Below are 21,318 nucleotides of genomic sequence, written 5' to 3'. Positions count from 1 at the left end.
GCATTTAAATTACGATTACCCAGTAAAATAAGATCTTTTCAAAAAAAATGGGTTTTAGACTTCTATAAAATACACGGGTTCGTAGATGAAATTTCCTTGAACGTCTATTTCAGAAATTTTTACATGGTTACAGATTAAACCACTACTACATTTACATGTCAAAGAATTGAACGTAAAAATAAAAGTTTAACCTTTTAAATGTAAAACGATGAAAACAAATACTAAAACATACGTAATACTAGGATTATTATTAGTTGCATTTGCTATACCAAGTACAGCACAAACACGTAAAAGAACGTCAACAAAAACAACGACTACTAGAACTACTACAGTTACAAAAAATCCCGGTAGAGTATCAAGTAAAAAAGTTCAGTATAAAACACCCAAGAAAAAAGTTACAGCAGTTAGGACTGTGCCTAACAAAACTGTTGTAAAACATAATGGACAAAGCTATTACTATTCCAACAATAAGTATTATACTGCATCTCGTGGTAGATATATCGCTATAGCACCTAAAATTGGATTTAGAATAAATAGTTTACCATCTAACTATTCTAGAGTACGTTATAATAACCAACTGTATTTTAATGTTGGCGGCACCTTTTACGTAGAAGCAAATTCTGGATACGAAGTTGTTGATCCTGAAATTGGTACAGTGGTTAACGAATTACCTGATGGATATGAGAAAGTAACTATTGATGGATTTACATACTATGAATACTCTAATATACTTTATGAAAAAATACAAGTAAATGGCTCTAGAGCCTATGAAGTTGTAGGTATCATTGATATGGAATAAATAAAATTGGATGTTGATTATTACAAACGCTTATGGATTTTTCCATAGGCGTTTATTGTTTTTATGCTTCCTATATTCCTCTTTTGATAAAACATGACGCTGGTTAGTTTTTCTAAACAGAGATTTACTTAGTTTTATAGTAGTTAATTTAACGAATATGACTCATTAAATTCTTCTTAACATGTCTTCAACCCATCTTATTATAACTTTTTGCTCCCTTCTTTTTTTAAATTTGAATGGCGATAAGATTAACTCACAACCTTATAATACGCTTAGCTTCAATATCATTCACAAAGATAAAATTGTTGGTAATTTACACGCGACAAAAACCATTAAGAGCTCAAGGGTTAATTATCAAAGTATAACCACAATCAACACCAGAATTATTAAAGAAATTGAAGTGAATTACGAGTATGATGTTACTTACGAGAATAGTCTTCTAAAAACAGCCAATGTATTAATAGAAGTAAATAACAAGCCGCATGCAAATATCACAACTAGCTGGAAAGAAAGCTACTACCAAATTACCAAGAACAATAAAAAAGAAAAGGTAGTTGAAAGTGATATTACATATGCTACCATTTTATTATATTTTAAAGAGCCATTAGACATACAAAAATGTTACTCTGAGCAAGATGGCAGTTTTAATACAATAGTTGCTTTAGGCAACCATATCTACAAAAAAATTAATGCGAAGGATCAAGAAAATATTTACCACTATAAAGATGGATTTTTGAAAAAAGCAGAAATCAATGGCGGATTGGTAAATTTTGAAATAGTTGCTCAAAACTGATTAATAGTTAATAAATAACACCAAACATGATACATACCGGTTTAGTACTTTCAGGAGGAGGCATAAGGGGAGTAGCGCATATAGGAGTAATCAAAGCTTTAGAGGAGCATGGTATTTACCCCACTCACATATCTGGTACTAGCGCAGGTGCTATTGTTGGAGCATTATATGCCGGTGGTGTACATTGGGCAGATATATTAGAATTTTTTAAAGTGATTCCTATCTTTCATGCTAAGAAATTTGCGCGAAGAAAGCCCGGATTTCTGGACACAGAAAAGTTTTATGATGAATTTAAAAAGTTCTTTCCAGACGATGCTTTTGAATCGCTTCCAAAGAAACTATACATCACTGCTACTGATATTATTAAAGGTGAATTAACCATTTTTGATAAAGGAGAACTGATAAAACCTGTTTTAGCATCTGCCACTTTCCCTGGCGTATTTTCACCTGTAGATATTAATGGTTCTTACTATGTAGATGGTGGAGTGTTGAACAATTTTCCTATTGAGCCATTGCAAACTCACTGCGACAACATTATAGGCAGTTATGTAAATGCACTGAAAAGTATTGAAATAAATGATCTAAAGCATTCTTATAATGTTCTTGACAGGGCCTATAAAATAAAATCTGCATCAGAATCTATTGCCAAGTTTTCTGATTGCGAGCTTATCATTTCCCCAGAAGAGCTATGTGAATATGCTACTTTTGACATGAGATCCATTGATCCTATTTTCGAGATTGGGTACAATAGTGCTTTAGATGTTTTAAAAGCACAAGGTTATTCAAAACAAACACCAATTAATTAGGCTTTTACATGAGTAGAACGTTCCATAAAGAAATCTTCAAAACGTTCTAACTTAGGGTGCATTTTTTCCGAGTATATTACATATTGGCATTTCATAATACTCTGGGCAACCGTAATCATTGCCGTGTAGTCAGATTTTTGAATTAAAAAATCACCATCATCAATACTACATATCTTTAACTGCGAAGTACTTACACCATTTAACAAAAACAATTTATGTAGGGTAGTAGGGGTAGTTATCAAAATATCTATACCCTCAAATATTTCTGACTTTTGAATATCTATATGCAATTCTTTATAGCTGGCATAAAGTCTAACATCGGTATACTTGGTGTATTCAAAAAAGGTATCATAAAGTTCCAAAACCTTTTCCTTATTCTCAACTACAACAACGGCTCTTGGCGCATTGCCCTCTGCTTTACATTTTAGTTTTTGCAATGTGGTTAAAATTAACGTAGTCGTTTTTCCACTTGCTTTTGGTGCCGTACAATAAACATTTGCCCCACTTTTTATAACAGGAATACTTTTTTTCTGAAACGGAGTTGGTTCTGATATGGATAGAAATTCCAATCTCTCTAATAAATGCTGATTCAGTTTTTTAAATGACATATTGCTACCTTAACTAATTACAAATACTGTTACCATACAAAGATACAGCCTACAAATGGGCTAACCCCAATATACCTAGGTATTTTATATTGGTGAACTTCAGATACTTTTTTATGAATACAAAATAAGAAATACCCCCAGCAGAATACCTGCCAAAGGCACCAATTTCTTTCGTTTGTTCTGCTCTTTAAAAATAAAACCACCCACTACAACGGCTATAAGTATTTGACTTCTTTTGATTGCAGATAACAACATAATCAATGCATCCGGATCTTGTAATGCTTTAAAATAGAAATAGTCGGCCGTTTGTAATAGAAGCCCCACCATTGGTATGGTCCATCGCCATTTAAAAGAGCCTTTTAGATTAGAATTAGTTGAACGTGTAATAAGAACTACCATACCAATTATCAACATGGTATAAGTACAAAACCAAAACTGTAGGGTAGGAGGGTTCAGTGCCAAACTCTGTATTAAAAACTTGTCATACAAACCACTTGATGCCCCTAAAAATGTGGCTCCAATAATGGCATAAATCCATTTGTTACTTTTAAAATTAATGCCTTCTTTTTTTCCAATTCTAGAATATAGAAAAACAGAAAATATAATTAAGAAAAAACCGATCCATTGCCAAAAATTGGGTCTTTCTTGGTAAATAAGAATTGCGCCAATAAAAGTAAAAAAAGGTCCTGCCGATCGTATAGGCGTAACAATGGTAATAGGTAAATGCTTCAAAGCCTGATATGCCAACACCCATGATGAAGCCATAATCATTGCCTTTATAAATATAAAACCATGTGTTTTTAAAGATATACCAGATACAAATAAATCAATACCCTGTAATTCTTCTGGATAATATTTAGAACCTATAAATAATGGTAAAAACAATAAGAATCCGGCAATTAAAGTACCTAGCAGTACAGAAAAAGCATCATTGCCTTGTACAGCATGTTTCTTGCATAAGTTGTGCAACCCTAAGAAAAGAGCCGCTAATAGTCCAAGGTACATCCACATAATGCGCGCGAAGATATTGGTTTTTCACTGTTCTACCTTCTTGAATTGAAAATCAAATGCTCTTTATAATTGGCTATACCAAATAAAAAAGGGCTGCCTTATATAAGATAGCCCTTTTCAAAACTCATAATATATTCTTAGTAAGCCATTTTCACAATTTTCTGTGCGTCTTCTGGCATTAAAGCTTGACGCTCACCTAATTTCCATCCACGGTCCGTAAAACGTTTTGCAATTTCTTCTGCAGTACCTTCATAATCTTTCGTGTAGTCAGATAACTTGGTGTCAATACCTAATTCATGAAAGAATGCTTCAGTTTTTTCTATTGCAGCATATGCTTTATCATCAATACTACCTTCCGTAATATTCCAAACACGTTCACCGTACTGTGCTAATTTCTCTTTTTTAGCTTCAAAATTGTACTTATAATGACTTGGTGCTATTACAGCTAACGTACGTGCATGGTCTATACCAAACAATGCGGTCAACTCATGACCCATCATGTGTACTGCCCAGTCTCCCGGCACTCCTTTTTGAATTAATCCGTTCAACGCCATGGTACAGCTCCACATAAAATCTGCAGCTGGTTTATAGTCCGTTGGGTCTTTTAAAACTTTTGGAGCTACTTCAATCAAGGTCTGCAAAATACTTTCTGCGAATCTGTCTTGTAACAATGCATCTATAGGGTATGTCATGTATTGCTCTAGCACATGGGTAAAAGCATCTGTAATACCGTTTGCCAACTGGCGTTCTGGAATAGATTTTATAACCTGTGGATCTAGAATTGAAAACTCAGGAAATAATCCTGGTCCGCCCATTGCTAATTTCTCTTTGGTTTCCGCTCTTGTGATGACCGAGCCTGAATTCATTTCTGAGCCCGTTGCCGGTAAAGTTAGAACGGTACCAAAAGGCATTCCTTTTTTAGTTCTAATGCTTTTCGTTAAAATATCCCATGGAGTATCGCCTTCATATACGGCTGCGGCAGATAAAAATTTAGTTCCGTCAATTACAGAACCACCACCAACTGCTAGCAAATAAGTGATTTTTTTATCTTTAATCAGCTGTAAAGCTTCTAACAAGATAGCATATTCAGGGTTGGCAGGGATACCACCAAACTCTATGACTTCAATACCAGACAATGCTGTCATTACTTGTTCGTAAATACCATTTTTCTTGATACTACCACCACCATATAGCATTAGTACTTTTGCATCTTCTGGTATTTCTTTGCTTAATTTCACTATAGTATCCTTACCAAATATAATTTTAGTGGGATTCTTAAATTCAAAATTGTTCATTTTCTTTTTCTTTTAATTTTTTTCTTCACTTACATTAATGACCGATTATTCAATAACGGTAACCAAATCATCCATTGGTTTTCTAACCTTTACCAAATTCACCAACCAATCTTCACTTTCATTTCTGTACCCTAATGGTAATAGTACGGCACTGCGCAATCCTTTTTCGCGTAAACCTAGAATTTCATCTACTTTGGCAGGATCAAAACCTTCTATAGGGGTTGCATCTACTTTTTCAAATGCCGCTGCAGCAATAGATTGAGAAAACGCGATGTAAGCCTGCTTAGCAGCATGGTTAAAGTTTTCTTCCGGATCTTTCTGCGGATACATATCTAACAACATCTTACGGTAATTTTCCCATCCTTCGTTTTTGAAACCACGAATTTCATTGGTCAAATCGAACATGTAGTTGATTCTATCTTCTGTATAATTATCCCAAGCTGCAAATACCAAAAGGTGAGAACAATCCGTAATCATAGATTGGTTCCAAGCTACAGGTCTAATCTTTTCTTTAATATCTTGATTTTTAACCACTATAATCTCAAACGGTTGCAATCCACTAGAAGTAGGGGCAAGGCGGGCTGCCTCTAAAATACGTTCCACTTTATCTTCAGCTACCTTTTCGCCGTTCATTGCCTTGGCGGCATATCTCCAATTTAATTTATCTAATAATTCCATGTTAATCTTTCTATTTTAAGTTGCGTTTTGCTAATTGTTCTATATCGTTCGATGTTATGACAACATCTGTATTACTCGTTGTATTTGCTAAATTCAACATTGCTTGGGCAATGTTTTCCGCATCAATAATTTTGTATTTTTTCAGTGGACCAATAAATAGCGGCTGAATAACTTTGAAAATAACCAAACCTATTTTCTCCAACACTCTTTGTTCATCTCTTTCTCCACCAATTAAAGATGGTCTTAAAATAGATGTGTTCTGTATTCCTTGGTTAACTACATCTTGTTCCATTTCGCCTTTTGTTCTATTGTAAAAGACCTTACTTTTTTTGTTTGCTCCCATAGCAGATATGACTAGATAAGTAGAAATATCATTTTCTTTAGCCAATTTAGCTGCAGCTACAGGAATACCGTAATCAATTGCTCTATATAATTTCTTATCCGGGGTTTTCTTTACGGTAGTACCTATACAACAGTATATTTCGTCTGCTGTAAATTCGTTTTTAAACTGATCAAGCTCTAATAGGTTGCCTATATATTGTATGACCTTATTTGGCAATCCGTCAATACGTGTTCTTGAAAATAGTTTTATGGTTTCATATCTATCGTCATGAATTAACTTCTCTAACAATAAACCTCCGGTTAAACCAGATGCCCCTAAAATGATAGCCGTCTTTTTCATATTACTGACAAACTTTTATACTGCTCCACGCCGCTTCATATGCTTGCTCCATTTGCTCATCATCCAAGGTAACGGAACCACGATTTTGAGCAATCATTAAAAATGAAAGCGGATTAATGGCATATGCATACAGCATATAATCTGAAACAGGCTTAATTAGACCTTCTTTCTTACCACGTGCCCATAGATTTAGTAATGGCTGTAAATGTTTAATGCCCTCTTGTCGGCTTTCCTCATCTATCATTGGGGTATTATCACATTGAGCTAAAAACATTGCATGAGCACTTTCTTTAAGTTTAAACTCGGCAATACGTTTCCATATAACCTCAAAACCTTCTTGAACGGACATGGCATCATTGTACGTGGCAAACGCATAAGCAGTATAACTAGCTTTAACCTCTATATAGGTCTTGTTCACCAAGTCTTGCTTATTCTCAAAATATAAGTAAATGGTAGCTGGGGACACACATGCCATTTTTGCAATTTTGCTCATGGGTGTGGCATGAAAACCGTCATTGTTTACCAACTCTATGGTTGCATTAATCAATGCATTACGTTTATCTATACTTTTTTGAAGTGCTGCCATTTGTATTATATCTAGATACAAAGTTACAGAAAATGAACGTTCATTCTTTTTTATTAACACAACTTTAATTTATCAGCTTAACTATAAAAGAATAACATGATATCCTCAACTATTCTAAGAACATTCTATAATAGACTTATCAGATATAATAGTACTTTTAGATAGTTCAGTAAAGGTAGTTCCCGCGTTGCTTTTTAATTACCTATTCAAGTACTTATCTTTAGGTTATTAAATTAAGCCATTCATATGTTTAAAATTCTTTCTTTAGATGGCGGCGGTAGCTGGGCAATTATACAACTTCTTACTCTTAAAGACAGGTACGGTAACATTAATGGTCATCAAATTTTACAACAATTCGATTTAGTTATTGCCAATTCTGGCGGTAGCATTGTTCTTGCCGCACTTGCAGAAAATTATACTATTGACAAGGCAATATCCTTATTTAAGGAACAACAGAATAGAGAACTGATTTTTCATAAAAACTCATTTAAAGACCGTTATTTCCCAGTAGATTACCTCGGACTTTTCAATGCCGGATTTGGACCTAAGTACAGTGCCAAACGTAAAAAAGAAGCTTTTGAAAGTTTATTCCCAGAAGTGGATAGTGTACAAATGAACGAACTGCCTAGATTAATAGGTAAAGAATCATTAAAACTAGTAGTTGCTACATATGATGCGCTAAATAACAGAGCAAAATTTTTCAAGTCTTTTTCCTCAAATCCAGAAGGGTATGATTCGGTAAGGCTAACACAAGCCATAAACGGTTCTTCTAATGCTCCTGTTCAATATTTTGATTTCCCTGCCAGATTTAAAGCTCAAGGAAGTGATATATTTTACGAATTATGGGATGGTGCCTTAGGCGGATTTAACAATCCTATTTTAGCGGGAATCATTGAAGCCTACAAATTGGGTGTAGATTTAAAGACCATACAGGTAGTTTCTTTAGGTACAAGTAACTCTCTTATGTCTGTGGATGCCAAAAAAGACTTTTGGAATTGGAAACAAATCGCTTTAATTTTTAGAAGGAAAAAATTTGCCTTCTCTAGATGGAAACCGCAATTAAACTTCTTTAAAGAAACAGTTTTACACCAAGCAAAAACAATTTTGTATCAACCACCGGATACCGCTAATTATATTGCCATGATGTTCTTGAAAGCATCTACCGGCATGCTTCTTAACGACCAAATAATTCGCTTATCTCCATTAATTCATTTTGATGCAAATACACCAAACGAGGTAATACCGTTAGTTCAAGAATTATATAAACTAGATATGGACCTGACAAAAGATGAAGAGATTGATACGCTGATTAGATGCTTTAACGCCTGGAAAGCCGGACAGCTTTACAACCAGCCCATAGAGTTTAAAGTAGAGCGTAATAATGATTTAACGCTTTTACAAGGAGATAAATGGTATCAAGAAGGTATGGATAGATGGAATTCTTGGGAAATGAAAAATTAGTTTTATATAAATTTTAAGTAGTGTTGCAATTAAGTTAACAAAATGTTAATTTTAACAAAAACAAATCATAATTTTAATTTACACTGTTAAAATAAATGATTTTAAATACTAAACACTATATTTTTATGAAGAACACATTACAAAAAACAGGTAAATTTTTAGCTTTGGGATGCGCCATGAGTGCATTTTTTATAACCTCTTGTACAGAAGAAAAATTAGATTCTGAAATTGAGTCCGCAAAAGATACTAAGACGCTAGAAATTGCCCTAAAAGCACCAACTAGTACCCCCATCATAATTGATGATTTAGGTGTTACTACATTGCAAACTGAAAAATCTAGCAATGCTACCAAAGGTAGGTACAACATTACACTCAAATATTTACTACCACCTACAGCAAGACAAGCAGAGGTTTTTGAAGCTGCCGCTGCAAGATGGGAGCGTATAATTATAAAAGATGTTCCAGATGTGGGCGGTCCTATACCATCGGCATTTGAAGGTTTTCCAGATATTGAATCAGTAGATGATCTTGTGATTGAAGTTGCTTTAGCACCTATAGATGGTCCTGGTGGCATCTTAGGTCAGGCGGGTCCCCAATTTGTTCGTACCGAAGATTTCTTATCATTGACAGGCGTTATGTTCTTTGATGTTGATGATTTAGATTTTTTAGAAGAAATAGATTTATTCGAAGAAGTTATTGTTCATGAAATGGGACATGTATTAGGTATAGGAACTCTTTGGAATACCGCTCCTTTCGGATTTGATAGAACCTTAAGAGCTGGCCCTGATAGCAATCCATATTTTACTGGAAAGAAAGCTAATGTATTTTGGAATGCAGAAGGTGGTAAATACGAGTTACCAATTGAAAACATGGGTGGTCCAGGTACTGCGTTAGGTCACTGGAGAGAATCTACCTTAAACAACGAATTAATGACAGGTTTCTTAAATCTTGGAGAGAATCCTTTAAGCCGAATAACTGCAGGATCAATGAAAGATTTAGGTTATGGATCTGCCTCTGTCGGGGAATCTTATGACTTACCACGTGGTACAGAAGGTGTTGACATTAACGAGCTTGGTGATTTTGGCACAGCTGAAAATCAAGGTTTAAATATTGCTAAAATGGAGGAGTTAGTTCCTTTAAGAGGATTTGTCAATGCAAAAAAGTAATTCTTAAGTAGCATAACTATAATACACCCTTAAGGTATTATTTCATTAGGCTTGCATCATAAACATATGATGCAAGCTTTTTTTATATTCCCATTTTCAAAGACTTAATTTAGAATTTGATTTTAAATAATACCAATAACCTTATTCTAACATACCATTACCTAGCACAACTGTACCTATCTTTGCCTAAAATTATTTTATGTCAAGCCAGTTTTCAGATTTAGGAATTTCTAACGATTTACAAGAAAATCTAGAAGAATTACAGATTACCGTTCCTACAGATATTCAAAAAAAGTGTATTCCTGTTATTCTTGAACAGAAAGAGGACCTTGTTGCTTTGGCAAAAACCGGAACCGGAAAAACAGCTGCTTTTGGTTTACCATTACTACAATTAATAAATACAAAAAGTACTACGGTACAAGCTGTTATTTTAGCTCCTACTAGAGAATTGGCGCAACAGATACACGCAAATTTATTGTCATATGTAGGTAATAACCCAGAGATTTCAATTGCTGCACTTTGTGGCGGAATCCCTATTAAACCACAAATAGAACGACTTAAAACACCAACACAGATTATTGTGGCAACACCTGGTAGACTGGTTGACTTGGTGAAACGAGAGGCTTTAGATATCAAAAAATTAAAGTACTTGGTTTTGGATGAAGCAGATGAAATGGTTACTGCATTAAAAGAAGATTTAGATACTATTATTGCAGGAATACCTAAAATCAGACGTACATTTTTATTTACCGCTACCATGAGCGGAGCTATAAAACAGTTGGTTCAAAATTACATGTCTAAACATGTAGTACATAAAGAAGCAGATATGGCTACCCTTGGTCATAAAGGTATTGACCATAAATATGTAGTTGTAGAACCTATTGAGAAATTAGAAGTGCTAATGCATTTTTTAAATACCAAAGATGGACAACAAGGTATTATCTTCTGTAAAACAAAAGCAGCCGTAAATAAGCTAGCAAAGAAACTAGCTATCAATAAGTTTTCTTCTGGAGCATTGCACGGTAGCTTAACCCAAGGAATCAGAGACCGCATTATGGGTCAGTTCAGAGAAGGGCATATCAATATTCTTGTAGCAACTGATCTAGCTTCACGTGGTCTAGATGTTAAAGAATTGGCTTATGTGGTAAATTATCATTTACCAGACACCTACGATGCGTATGTGCATAGAAGTGGCCGTACGGCTAGGGCAGGGGCAACCGGACTTTCATTAACCATTCTACAAAAAGAAGAAGTTGCCGAAGTATTCGATTTTGAAAAAGAATTGGGCATTTCTTTCTCCAAATTTCAAAAGGCAGATGCGCAAAGTATTGAAGAAAACAACACCTTACTTTGGGCTAAAAAAATATTTAAGACAAAACCTAACCGCGATATATCAGACGAATTTAAAACCAAGGTCAAAACTATATTTCATCACTTAACCAAAGAAGAATTAGTGGAAAAAATATTAGCAAATCATATTGCCCAGACTACAAGTTTGGACAGTAAAATGAAAGAGCCCAACAGAAAAAAATAACATCGACTATTTTTTAAAAACTGAAAGCCGACCCAAAGGGTCGGCTTTCAGTTTATGTGTAGTATAAATTTTTGCTTATAAATACGCTCTTAACATTTCGTTTTGCGATTTATTGCGAAGTTTACGTACCGCTTTTTCTCTTATCTGTCTTACTCTCTCCCTGGTTAGGTCAAAAAGCTCACCAATTTCGCTTAAACTTTTGGGGTTTCTTTCTCCTAAGCCATAATACAACCGTACAATTTCGCTTTCTCTACTTGGCAATGTATTTAATGCTTGATTAAGGTCTGTTTTTAGAGAGTCCATCATCATATTCGCATCAGGTCTGTTTGCGTCTTTATTGCTCACAACATCATACAAATTAGATGATTCGCCTTCTTGAAAAGGAGCATCCATAGATAAATGCTTACCTGAATTTTTTAATGCAAGCTTTACCTGCGTGCTACTCATATCAAGTTCTCTGGCTATTTCAACTGTACTTGGTGGTCTTTGTAATGATTGTTCAAGGGTAGAGTAGACCTTGTTAATTTTACTGATTTCACCAATTTTATTCAATGGAATACGTACCATACGAGACTGCTCTGAAATAGATGACAGTATAGACTGTCTGATCCACCATACGGCATATGATATAAACTTAAAACCTCTTGTTTCGTCAAAACGTTTTGCGGCTTTTACCAAGCCAATATTTCCTTCGTTGATTAAATCTGAAAGTCGTAATCCGCTACCTTGATATTGTTTTGCCGTAGATACTACAAAACGTAAGTTGGCATTTACTAATGTATTTAGGGCATTCTGATCTCCTTCGCGTATTCTTCTAGTTAACTCCACTTCTTCATCTGCGGTAATCAAATCAATTTTTGATATTTCTTGAAAGTACTTTTCTAATGATTTAGTGTCTCTGTTTGTAATTTGCTTAGTGATCTTAAGTTGCCTCATATATTATTTTTGTTTTTATCGTTACTATAACTTAAACTATTTTTTGATGATATCCTAATGAAATTGATTATTTGTTGAAATTATTTTAATAAATTCTAAAATTCAATTCATAAAATTTAGTAATTTTCTTCAAATTGATGTTATTTTATCAAATCATTAAATTCTAGACAACCCTAAAACCATGAAAACAACCATCGCTTTATTTATCCTATTATTTTCTAATGCATTTCTTTTTGCACAAACTCCTGTGCAATCCTATTTTGAATGGACAGAATTGCCTTTTTCTAAAGAAGAATTAAAGCAACGTCGAGAAAATTTAATGAATTTTTTAATCGAAAGCGAAAAATCAGGTTTGGCTGTGATACCTACTAATGATGGGTTTTCGTTTGGAGAAACTTTTAGACAAGCAGATGATTTTTACTATTTCACCGGTCTTGAATTACCTAACGCTATTCTTGTGCTGAATTTAGAGAATAAATCAGCCTCTATTTTTACTCCTGAACATGATTTACGATTTGAAAATGGCTCTAGAAAAAATGATTTCCCCGGAAGACCTTTGTTAAATGACGAAAGTATATCTGATAAAGCTGGTATCAGCCTAGATTCCATTAAAGATTTTGCTTCTGTAATGAATACAGAAAGTACCAAAGAAAACACTGTTTTGATTAATAGTGGTCGGCAAGGCAATATTAGATATGCATCTGAAGATTACATTGCGACCTATTCTCCTGTTCAAGTGCTTTTACAGGCTTTGCAGAATAAACATAAAGGATTGAAGTATGAAAATATGTACGAAGCTATTGCCAATGTTAGAATGATTAAATCTAAAGCAGAAATAGAAATCATTAGAAAGGCTGCTACCATAACAGTAGAAGGTATTAAGCAATCTGCTAAAAAAATTAAACCTGGGGTAGATGAGCGTTACCTAGAAGGTATTTTGGAAGGTGATTTTAAAATTAACGGTTCTCAACGACTGGCTTTTGGGTCCATCATTAAGTCGGGACCAAATTCTCATTGGCCATGGAGAATATTAGCTACCCACTATAACCGTAGAAATAGAGTGATGGAAAGTGGCGACTTGGTTATTTTTGATGTCGGTTGTGAATATGAGCAGTATGTTAGTGATATTGGAAGAACATTCCCGGTTTCTGGTAAGTTTACCGAAAGGCAGAAAGAGATTCTTGTTATGGAAACCAATATTGCAGATGAGATAATCAAGTTTCTTAAACCCGGAATTACCTTTAAAGACGTACAAACACTAACCAATAGTATTATTCCTGATGATGTAAAAAATATATGCAAGTAGGTTTGTTCTTTGGTCACCATTTAGGACTCTCCACCGGCGACCCAAACTTAGCTACCGCAGCATTAAAACCAGGTATGGTATTTACGGTTGAACCATGGTATTACAATCATGATGAAAATATATCTGTCTTTACTGAAGATATGATTCTTATAACTGAAGAAGGTTGTGAAGTGCTAAGTGCCGACTTACCCAGAACCCCTGATGCTTTAGAAGGTTTGATGAAGCTATAACAAACTCATTTTAATTTATATAAAATTAGAATTTAAGCTTACATTACTTAAAGTGTTACTCATAGAATTCAGAAATAGCTTCAATTGGTTTTCTTTCAATATCCGGAACATAGGTTGGCGTCTTTGGGTAACCAACCGGCAATAATAAAAATGCGCGTTCATTACTTGGTCTATTCAATAGTTTTGCTAAAAAATTCATGGGGCTAGGAGTATGCGTTAACGTAACCAAACCTGCATTATGTATCGCAGTAATTAACATACCGGCGGCAATACCAACAGATTCATTTACATAATAATTATTTACCTTTTCACCATTCTCACCTAAATCATGTACTTTCTTAAAAACGATTATAAGCCAAGGAGCATCTTCTAGAAATGGCTTATACATATTTGTACCCATTGGCTCCAAATCTTTTAACCAACGTTCGCTCATTCTACTTTCATAGCTTTCTTTCTCTTCTGCTTCTGCAGCTTCTCTGATCTTTGATTTCAACTCCGCATTAGAAACAGCGCAAAAGGTCCAAGGTTGTTTATGCGCACCAGAAGGTGCAGTTGATGCTGTTTTAATAAGCGTTTCAATAACTTCTTTAGGTACTGGTGTTTCTGCATATTCCCTTACGGATCTTCTTTCATCTAGGTGCTTATAAAAAGCCTCACTCTGTTTTATGAGCTCTTCTTGAGATAAAGCATTTTCTTTATAAAGTACATGCGTATGTCCGTTTACAGATATATGAGATTCGGCAGCCATTATTGAAGTGAAGTTTTAATTGTTATTTCTATTCTCAAAGATATTGCTTTTTTAAGGTATTGTTTTAATACTATCTACTACTCATTTTATATGCACAGGTCAGTTCATAAAAATTCGGCTAAAACCATTTACCGTGAATAAACACGGTTTTACTTATTCTTCATCCAAATACACTGATTGTTTCAATTTTGCATAAAACCTAATTCTATATTTATCCTGTAGCTTAAACGACTTACGCAAATTATATTAAATCTTAAAAACAACTAGTTATGAGTAAATCAACTTTTAAGATAGGTTTTTGCACTGTTTGCATAATATCTATGTTTATTACTTCTTGCAGTGACGACGACACTGACTTGACTCTTTCTGAAGATACTTCAACAACTGAAGACTCTGAAACTGTTAGCAGTACTGTAGATTCTAACTCTTATATATTAGCAGTTGCACCAGATGATGGTGTATTCTTAATTGATCATGACGGTAATACATTGTTTGACTGGGACTTTGAAGGGGACCAATTGGGAAATGATGCCGAACTGCTTAGCGATGGTAGTCTTGTAGCCACTATTAAAGTAGATAACCCTCAAATAAACTATGGTGGTTATGGGGGTAGTTTTAGAAAAATTAATGCTGACCAAACAATTGATTGGGAAGTTAATTATTCAAGCGACAATTACATTTCACACCATGATGTCAACTACTTATCTAACGGCAATATTATTTTTCCTGTCTGGGAAAAGGTAAGTGCTGAAGATGCTCAAGAATTGGGGTTTTCCGGTAATTTTGATATTTACCCAGAAGCCATTATAGAAATGAACCCATTAACACAAGAAATTGTTTGGGAATGGCATGCCATAGATCATATTGTTCAAGATGATGATGAAAGTAAAGAAAATTTTGGGGTAGTAGGTGACCTACCAAATTTGATTGATATCAATTACAATGATGACCAAACCGATGGTGATTTAATGCACGTTAACGGCATTACTTTAGATGAAACAAATGATTTGCTATATATGACGGTAAATTTCTACAGTGAGATTTGGGTTATTGATCATAGTACATCAACTGAAGAAGCAGCTTCTAATACCGGCGGTAATTATAACTTAGGGGGTAATTTGGTGTACCGTTTTGGAAATCCTTTAGCTTATGACAATATTGGGGAAGTCACTATGAACAGAGTGCATTACCCAAACTTATTCGATGATAATAAAATGTTGGTTTTCGTAAATAACAAATATGACAATCAATCTGCAGTAGCTGAATATCAGTTAAGTCCGCCGTATGAATTAATTGCAGGTCAAGATAACGAACCAACAATTACTTGGGAGTTTACAAATAGTGATTTATATAGTAACGGATTAGGTAGTGGTGTACGAATGAGCAATGGTAACACACTTATTGCGGAAGGCACTGGCGCCATTTGGGAAGTGAATAGTGATGGAGATGTATTATGGAGATTTACAAATTACAGTAGACCATGGCGGGCATACGCTTTTACTAAAGATGATGATGCCATAACAGCTTTGGGTCTATAAAAATAGTTTTTGGTTTAGATTGATTGGTAAGAAAAAGCTCTAGCAGAAATGTTGGAGCTTTTTTGCAAATTAAAATCTCACTAAATTATATCTTTCGTTTATTAGTTGATGCCCTTCACCAATAGTTAATTGACATTCACTTAATTTTCTTTAAAAACACTAATGTTAATGGTAAGTTTGTTTAAATAACAGAAATCTAATAGCTAAACATGAAATTATATTTTAAATTTTTAATGCTGTTTGTATGTATGAGTACTCAAGCGCAAAATACAGTAGATAACATAACCTACAACAGTAAATTAGACCAAGATAATGTTTATGTGGAGTTGAGTACTACAGATGAACCTACCATGATGTCTATGTTACACCGTGGCTTCTATGTCTACTTTGATGAAAAAGGAAAAAAGAAAAAGAATGTTTCCGTTCAATACCCTTTAGAAGTTAAAATGCCGCAACGTCCAGATAGAAATGAAAGAGGAAGCGATAATAGAGATGAAGAAAAGGAAAAAATAGGACCCAATATACCTTTGCTAATCGAAGAAATGCCGAAAACTGCCAAATACATCAATTACGATTCTGAGCAAGAATTTCATTTAGACTTAAACAACTTAGGTATCAATATTAGCTATTTATTTAATGAAGAGTCAAAAGAATTAATATACAGGCTTTCTATTCCTAGGAGTAGCATAGCGGATAGTGGTACTGAGTTTTCAAAACTGTCTATAGGTATCGTTACTCCGAAGATGGAGACACCAAACAAAGATCAAAACTCAAATATAAGTTTTGGAGGGGGCGGACAGGGCAGAGGATCTGGAGGAGGAAGAGGTCAAAGAGGCTCTGGAGGCGGTCAAGACCGTGGTGGTCGTGGCGGGTCTCAAGGTGGACCATCACAACAAGATGAAAGACCAAAAGAAGTTTCTATTAATATATGGTTCAGTGCTCATATGTAATTTCCTCATTACGCATTTTATTAAAACTAAAAAACATACGATAAACTTCTCTATTCAATAATATATGTAGCCTAAACTGCTTATTTAAAAAATGTTCTTAAATTTTCTTAGTAATTGGTGTATAAAGACACTTTTCTTACTATTTTAATTTTAATGAGAGATAAGAATAGGTTTTTTCGAACTGAAATTTTAGCTGGTGTCAGTTCATTTCTAGCAACTTTTTATATCATTATTGTCAACCCTGCAATTCTCTCAGCCTCTGGAATGCCTTTTTCCGCAGCGGTAACTTCTACAGTTTTAGTCTGTGCATTTGGTAGTATAATGATGGGTATTTATGCAAAAAATCCTGTTGTTATAGCTCCTGGTATGGGTCTTAATGCATTTTTTACTTATACCGCTGTATTAGGTCTTGGCTTAAGTTATGAAACTGCTTTGGGCGCTGTATTTTGGGCCGGAGTTTTGTTTTTAATTTTAAGTGTTCTTAAAATCAGGGATAAAATTGTAATTGCTATTCCACACGCCCTTCGTTATGGCATAGCTGCCGGTATAGGTTTATTTGTATCATTTATAGGGTTACAAAATGCTTGCTTTATCATAGACGACAAAGCTACATTAGTTGGGCTTGGTTCCGTAAAAGACCCCATGTTTCTTACATTTTTAATAGGGCTTATTGTTACTGCTATTTTGGTTTCAAGAAAAGTTACCGGTGCCATTATTATCGGTATTATATTGACTACAATTTTTGCCTGGCCTATAGGCAGGTGGTGGGGAGATGCATCCCTAATAAATTATGGAGTTCCTACTATTGTAAATTATACAGGTGTTTTCTCTATGCCAGATTTTAGTTTACTATTTAAAGCGGATATAATAGGTTCCATTCAATATGCCTATCTACCTGTAATTTTTGTATTTGCATTTACAGATTTATTTGACAGCCTATCTACATTTGTAGGTCTTGCCGAAGCCTCTGGTTATAAAGATGAAGACGGTAATCCTAAGAACCTTAAAAAATCATTGTTAGTAGATGCAGTCACAACTATATTCTCTGGTTTAGTAGGCACCAGTTCCGGAACTGCATATATTGAATCTGCCGTGGGTATTCGTGAAGGAGGAAAAACCGGACTTACAGCAATTACAGCTGGATTGTTATTTTTACCCTTTTTATTTTTCTCACCGCTTTTATCAATTGTTCCCAGTATTGCAAGTTCAATAGCTTTGGTTTTGGTGGGCTCGTTTATGATGAAACCCTTAACAAAAATTGACTGGACTATGGCAGATGAGGCAATCCCGGTTTTCATAACCATGATTTTAATGCCACTTACATACAGTATAACCACCGGCATAATATTCGGTTTTCTAACGTTCACATTACTAAAGTTATTTACGGGAAAGAAGGGTGAAGTCAACCCTATTCTTATCATTATAAATATTTTATCTCTTCTCTACCTATGGCTATAAAACATTTTTTACTAAGTATTTTATTATTGATAGTATGCTCAGCATACGGGCAACGTATAGCAATAATGGGTGCTATGGACGAGGAAATAGATCTGTTAAAAATGAAATTAGTCAATGGAAATGAAATTCATGAAAATGGAATAACTTTTTACACCGGAAAGCTGAAAAATAAAAATGTAGTTCTCTTTAAAGCAGGAATAGGTAAAGTTAATGCCGCATATAGTACGGCAATTTTAACCGCTAAATTTGATATTGATGCTTTAATATTTACTGGTGTCGCAGGAGGGTTACATCCAAATATTCATCCAGGAGATATTGTAATAGCCGATTATTTGGTTCAATATGATTTTGGTGAATTAAAAAATGGTGAATTTCAAACATGGGCGTCAAGAAATTTAATTGATAATTCTAAAAATTCGTTGTTATTACCTGTAGATTCTATATTATTGGAACAAAGTAAGCTAGTAACTAAAAGTATTAAGCTCAAACCATTTAACGGTAGAATTCCACAATTTTATACGGGTACCATAGCAACGGCAGATACGTTTGTTAGTGATGCTGCAAAAGCTGAATATTTATACACAAATTTCAATGCAATGGCTACCGAAATGGAAGGTGCCGCAGTAGCTCAAATTTGTACCATGTTAGAACTTCCATATGTTATTATAAGAAGTTGTAGCGATAATGCCAACACTTTAGCCCATACAGATTACTATAAATTTGTTGAAATAGCATCTGTAAACTCTGCACAGATGGTTCTAGGTCTTTTAGAAAAGGTAATACAAGAATGAACCTTGTAATTGAAAAATAATTTTCTTTATTAAAACGGATGAATTCTATAATTTCATCTAGTAATAATCTTATTATGTAGTCTTAATTATGCTATTGGTATATATTTTATTTACTAGGTTTTGGAATTAAATTACATTTGCACTGAAATTAAAACACAATACCATGAAAAAAGTAATTGCCACATTTATTCTTGTAGCTTCTTTAACTAGCTGTAATAGCGTTAAAAATATGGATACTTCTCAAGTATCTAATGCTGCACAATTATTAGGTTCTTTAAGCTCAAATTCTACAGTTCAACAAGTAGCTAGCTTATTTAGTCTTTTAGATACTAACAATGATCAAGCTATTAGCTCATCTGAAGCTATAGGAGAAGTTTCTGAAAATTTTGATGTTTTAGATGCTGATAATAGCTCAAGTCTTAACCTTACAGAATTGGAAGGTATTCTTGGATTATTAAAATAAAAAATAGTTCACATAAAAAAAGGCGTATTCATATGAATACGCCTTTTTTGTTTCTATACACTTAAAATATTTTGCAATTAAAAATGATTTTAATAAAGAATCTATTGATTAAAAGAAGGTAACTCCACTACATATGATTCAACTGAAGTACCATCTTCGCTACCGCTCCAGTCAGAACCAAAAAGTACTCTTGTACCAGTGGGGCTAATTACTACGTGTGGTTCTCCCCAATAATCAAACTCATCTTCATCAGCTCTATGATGCCCAATTCTATACACCTTTATATTACCAGGCTCTACATAGGCAATTACCAGTTCTTGATCCAATAACGCTTGCCCGTCTCCTTCAAAGCCTATCATAGAAGCAGCTATCCATCCTGGGTTTTTATGTGCTACAGCAGAAATATGAGTTCCGGTTTTTGGATAGTCATACCCTAAATCTTCAGAGATGACCGGTAAACAATTTCCCGTACTTAAATCAAAGGCAATGATATTCCCAAGGCAACCACCATTTGGTCCGGCATCAAAACATACTGAAAAGTCAGTATCTGTGCCATCTGCCATTTTACCTAAACAAGAATGTTCTGGCTTACTTTTATTGAGTCTCGCTTTAAAGTTGCCATTGGCATCATAAGATGATACGTTATGACAAAATAAATTACCGCTAGGTGCTGGCATTGCTGCCGTATAATTGACATTATCTAAATTAAAGGTTACTAATTCTTGTGTAGACAATCTATAAGAATAGGTTTGATTATTATCACATCTAAATCCGATTACATCAGAATCCCAGGACATCATCTGTACATCGTTACCCATACTAATACTTCCGGTACAGTTAGTTATTTCTTTAAGATTCACAAGTATATCCTTAGTTCTAGATGATACGGTATATTTAATAAAATCATCTGTAACGGCATCCAAATAATATAAAAAATCAGGATTATTAAAATCCCAAAAGAGCTGCTCCAAATCATCGGGTCTAACATTATCAAGGTTACGAATAAACTCATAGGTCATACCGTTCAATAATTGATGAACTCCATTAGTTTGATCGTACAAAATCATTCTAGTTTCATCTGCATTCCAAGCCTGTATGGTACTATACATTGGCTTTATAACTCCGCCAGCACCTGCATTAGAAATTCTTCTAATGATTGTACCAAATGACGGGTCAACAATAGTTTGCAAATAATCTGGCTTCGCTACATCTTGCATGGGGTGTGGTTCTAAGTCGTTCGCAATAAGCTCAGTTGCCACCTCTATTGTTGTTGCATTTTCATCAGGTGTAGGATTCGTTTCTTCCGCTTCTTCAACTACTTCTTCTGCTGTTTCAGTTTCAACGTCACTACTGTCATTTACTGGTAAAATAGCTTCTTCATTGGTGCAGGCCATCAATGTACAACCCATTGACAATAACCATAGGTAAGTCTTTAAATTTTGCATTGTGTTTTAATTTTGGGGTTGATTTATGTACGTT

22 protein-coding genes are annotated in these 21,318 nt (G+C 34.4%); 13 read left to right on the top strand and 9 right to left on the bottom strand.

Going from position 1 to position 21,318, the window contains the following annotated elements:
- Window positions 1–208: 208 nt before the first annotated feature.
- From PXD56_RS08430 to PXD56_RS08420, 3 genes are all read left to right on the top strand, one after another.
- Window positions 209–799, top strand: coding sequence for a DUF6515 family protein (locus PXD56_RS08430; protein WP_276492892.1), 591 nt, complete (start codon window positions 209–211; stop codon window positions 797–799).
- A gap of 181 nt (window positions 800–980) precedes the next feature.
- Window positions 981–1,592 carry a DUF6134 family protein gene (locus tag PXD56_RS08425; RefSeq protein ID WP_276492891.1) on the top strand — a complete coding sequence of 204 codons (612 nt, stop codon included), beginning with the start codon at window positions 981–983 and terminating at the stop codon, window positions 1,590–1,592.
- A 26-nt stretch (window positions 1,593–1,618) separates the two neighbouring features.
- Complete coding sequence (locus PXD56_RS08420) at window positions 1,619–2,398, top strand: patatin-like phospholipase family protein (RefSeq protein WP_338088445.1); 780 nt, start codon at window positions 1,619–1,621, stop codon at window positions 2,396–2,398.
- Here PXD56_RS08420 and PXD56_RS08415 read toward each other — a convergent pair.
- From PXD56_RS08415 to PXD56_RS08390, 6 genes are all read right to left on the bottom strand, one after another.
- Window positions 2,395–3,006: a DEAD/DEAH box helicase gene (locus PXD56_RS08415; protein ID WP_276492890.1), complete on the bottom strand. Its 612-nt coding sequence runs from the start codon at window positions 3,004–3,006 to the stop codon at window positions 2,395–2,397. The two genes, PXD56_RS08420 and PXD56_RS08415, sit on opposite strands and share 4 nt — an antisense overlap.
- 111 nt (window positions 3,007–3,117) lie before the next feature.
- Window positions 3,118–4,017, bottom strand: coding sequence for an EamA family transporter (locus tag PXD56_RS08410; protein WP_276492889.1), 900 nt, complete (start codon window positions 4,015–4,017; stop codon window positions 3,118–3,120).
- 137 nt (window positions 4,018–4,154) lie between these two features.
- Window positions 4,155–5,312, bottom strand: coding sequence for an iron-containing alcohol dehydrogenase (locus tag PXD56_RS08405; RefSeq protein WP_276492888.1), 1,158 nt, complete (start codon window positions 5,310–5,312; stop codon window positions 4,155–4,157).
- A gap of 45 nt (window positions 5,313–5,357) precedes the next feature.
- Window positions 5,358–5,990, bottom strand: a complete 633-nt coding sequence (locus PXD56_RS08400; RefSeq protein ID WP_276492887.1) for an NAD(P)H-dependent oxidoreductase — start codon at window positions 5,988–5,990, stop codon at window positions 5,358–5,360.
- 10 nt (window positions 5,991–6,000) lie between these two features.
- Entirely contained in the window at window positions 6,001–6,672 is a 672-nt protein-coding gene (locus PXD56_RS08395) for a Rossmann-fold NAD(P)-binding domain-containing protein (protein ID WP_276492886.1), read from the bottom strand.
- A 1-nt stretch (window position 6,673) separates the two neighbouring features.
- Window positions 6,674–7,258, bottom strand: a complete 585-nt coding sequence (locus tag PXD56_RS08390) for a TetR/AcrR family transcriptional regulator (protein ID WP_276492885.1) — start codon at window positions 7,256–7,258, stop codon at window positions 6,674–6,676.
- A gap of 246 nt (window positions 7,259–7,504) precedes the next feature.
- On the opposite strand from PXD56_RS08390, the gene PXD56_RS08385 reads away from it, so the two are divergent.
- From PXD56_RS08385 to PXD56_RS08375, 3 genes are all read left to right on the top strand, one after another.
- Window positions 7,505–8,719, top strand: coding sequence for a patatin-like phospholipase family protein (locus tag PXD56_RS08385; RefSeq protein WP_276492884.1), 1,215 nt, complete (start codon window positions 7,505–7,507; stop codon window positions 8,717–8,719).
- Between the two features lie 125 nt (window positions 8,720–8,844).
- The gene (locus tag PXD56_RS08380; RefSeq protein WP_276492883.1) at window positions 8,845–9,885 is read left to right on the top strand and encodes a leishmanolysin-related zinc metalloendopeptidase; all 1,041 of its coding nucleotides are present in this window, start codon (window positions 8,845–8,847) and stop codon (window positions 9,883–9,885) included.
- A gap of 199 nt (window positions 9,886–10,084) precedes the next feature.
- The gene (locus PXD56_RS08375; RefSeq protein WP_276492882.1) at window positions 10,085–11,419 is read left to right on the top strand and encodes a DEAD/DEAH box helicase; all 1,335 of its coding nucleotides are present in this window, start codon (window positions 10,085–10,087) and stop codon (window positions 11,417–11,419) included.
- A gap of 75 nt (window positions 11,420–11,494) precedes the next feature.
- Here PXD56_RS08375 and PXD56_RS08370 read toward each other — a convergent pair whose 3' ends face one another.
- Window positions 11,495–12,355, bottom strand: coding sequence for a sigma-70 family RNA polymerase sigma factor (locus tag PXD56_RS08370; RefSeq protein ID WP_276492881.1), 861 nt, complete (start codon window positions 12,353–12,355; stop codon window positions 11,495–11,497).
- 181 nt (window positions 12,356–12,536) lie between these two features.
- Here PXD56_RS08370 and PXD56_RS08365 point away from each other — a divergent pair, with 181 nt between their 5' ends.
- Window positions 12,537–13,661: an aminopeptidase P N-terminal domain-containing protein gene (locus tag PXD56_RS08365; protein ID WP_276492880.1), complete on the top strand. Its 1,125-nt coding sequence runs from the start codon at window positions 12,537–12,539 to the stop codon at window positions 13,659–13,661.
- Window positions 13,652–13,891 carry a M24 family metallopeptidase gene (locus tag PXD56_RS08360; RefSeq protein WP_276492879.1) on the top strand — a complete coding sequence of 80 codons (240 nt, stop codon included), beginning with the start codon at window positions 13,652–13,654 and terminating at the stop codon, window positions 13,889–13,891. Before PXD56_RS08365 ends, PXD56_RS08360 begins: the two co-directional genes overlap by 10 nt.
- A gap of 55 nt (window positions 13,892–13,946) precedes the next feature.
- Here the strand turns inward: PXD56_RS08360 and PXD56_RS08355 are convergent, their stop codons facing one another.
- On the bottom strand, window positions 13,947–14,639 hold the full coding sequence (locus PXD56_RS08355) for a nitroreductase family protein (RefSeq protein WP_276492878.1): 693 nt from the start codon (window positions 14,637–14,639) through the stop codon (window positions 13,947–13,949).
- Window positions 14,640–14,908: 269 nt separating this feature from the next.
- Here PXD56_RS08355 and PXD56_RS08350 point away from each other — a divergent pair, with 269 nt between their 5' ends.
- From PXD56_RS08350 to PXD56_RS08330, 5 genes are all read left to right on the top strand, one after another.
- Complete coding sequence (locus PXD56_RS08350; RefSeq protein WP_276492877.1) at window positions 14,909–16,177, top strand: aryl-sulfate sulfotransferase; 1,269 nt, start codon at window positions 14,909–14,911, stop codon at window positions 16,175–16,177.
- Window positions 16,178–16,386: 209 nt separating this feature from the next.
- Window positions 16,387–17,127, top strand: a complete 741-nt coding sequence (locus tag PXD56_RS08345; protein ID WP_276492876.1) for a hypothetical protein — start codon at window positions 16,387–16,389, stop codon at window positions 17,125–17,127.
- A gap of 153 nt (window positions 17,128–17,280) precedes the next feature.
- Complete coding sequence (locus tag PXD56_RS08340; protein ID WP_276492875.1) at window positions 17,281–18,585, top strand: NCS2 family permease; 1,305 nt, start codon at window positions 17,281–17,283, stop codon at window positions 18,583–18,585.
- On the top strand, window positions 18,576–19,376 hold the full coding sequence (locus tag PXD56_RS08335) for a 5'-methylthioadenosine/adenosylhomocysteine nucleosidase (RefSeq protein ID WP_338088444.1): 801 nt from the start codon (window positions 18,576–18,578) through the stop codon (window positions 19,374–19,376). The genes PXD56_RS08340 and PXD56_RS08335 overlap by 10 nt, the downstream gene beginning before the upstream one ends.
- A gap of 163 nt (window positions 19,377–19,539) precedes the next feature.
- Window positions 19,540–19,839 (top strand): EF-hand domain-containing protein, encoded by a 300-nt coding sequence (locus PXD56_RS08330; RefSeq protein ID WP_276492874.1) that lies wholly within the window; start codon window positions 19,540–19,542, stop codon window positions 19,837–19,839.
- A 101-nt stretch (window positions 19,840–19,940) separates the two neighbouring features.
- Here the strand turns inward: PXD56_RS08330 and PXD56_RS08325 are convergent, their stop codons facing one another.
- The gene (locus tag PXD56_RS08325; RefSeq protein WP_276492873.1) at window positions 19,941–21,284 is read right to left on the bottom strand and encodes a hypothetical protein; all 1,344 of its coding nucleotides are present in this window, start codon (window positions 21,282–21,284) and stop codon (window positions 19,941–19,943) included.
- Window positions 21,285–21,318 lie beyond the last annotated feature (34 nt).

The sequence above is a fragment of the Maribacter zhoushanensis genome, assembly GCF_029350975.1.
Classification (GTDB): Bacteria; Bacteroidota; Bacteroidia; order Flavobacteriales; family Flavobacteriaceae; genus Maribacter; species Maribacter zhoushanensis.
This window is presented reverse-complemented; position numbering and strand designations above follow the sequence as displayed.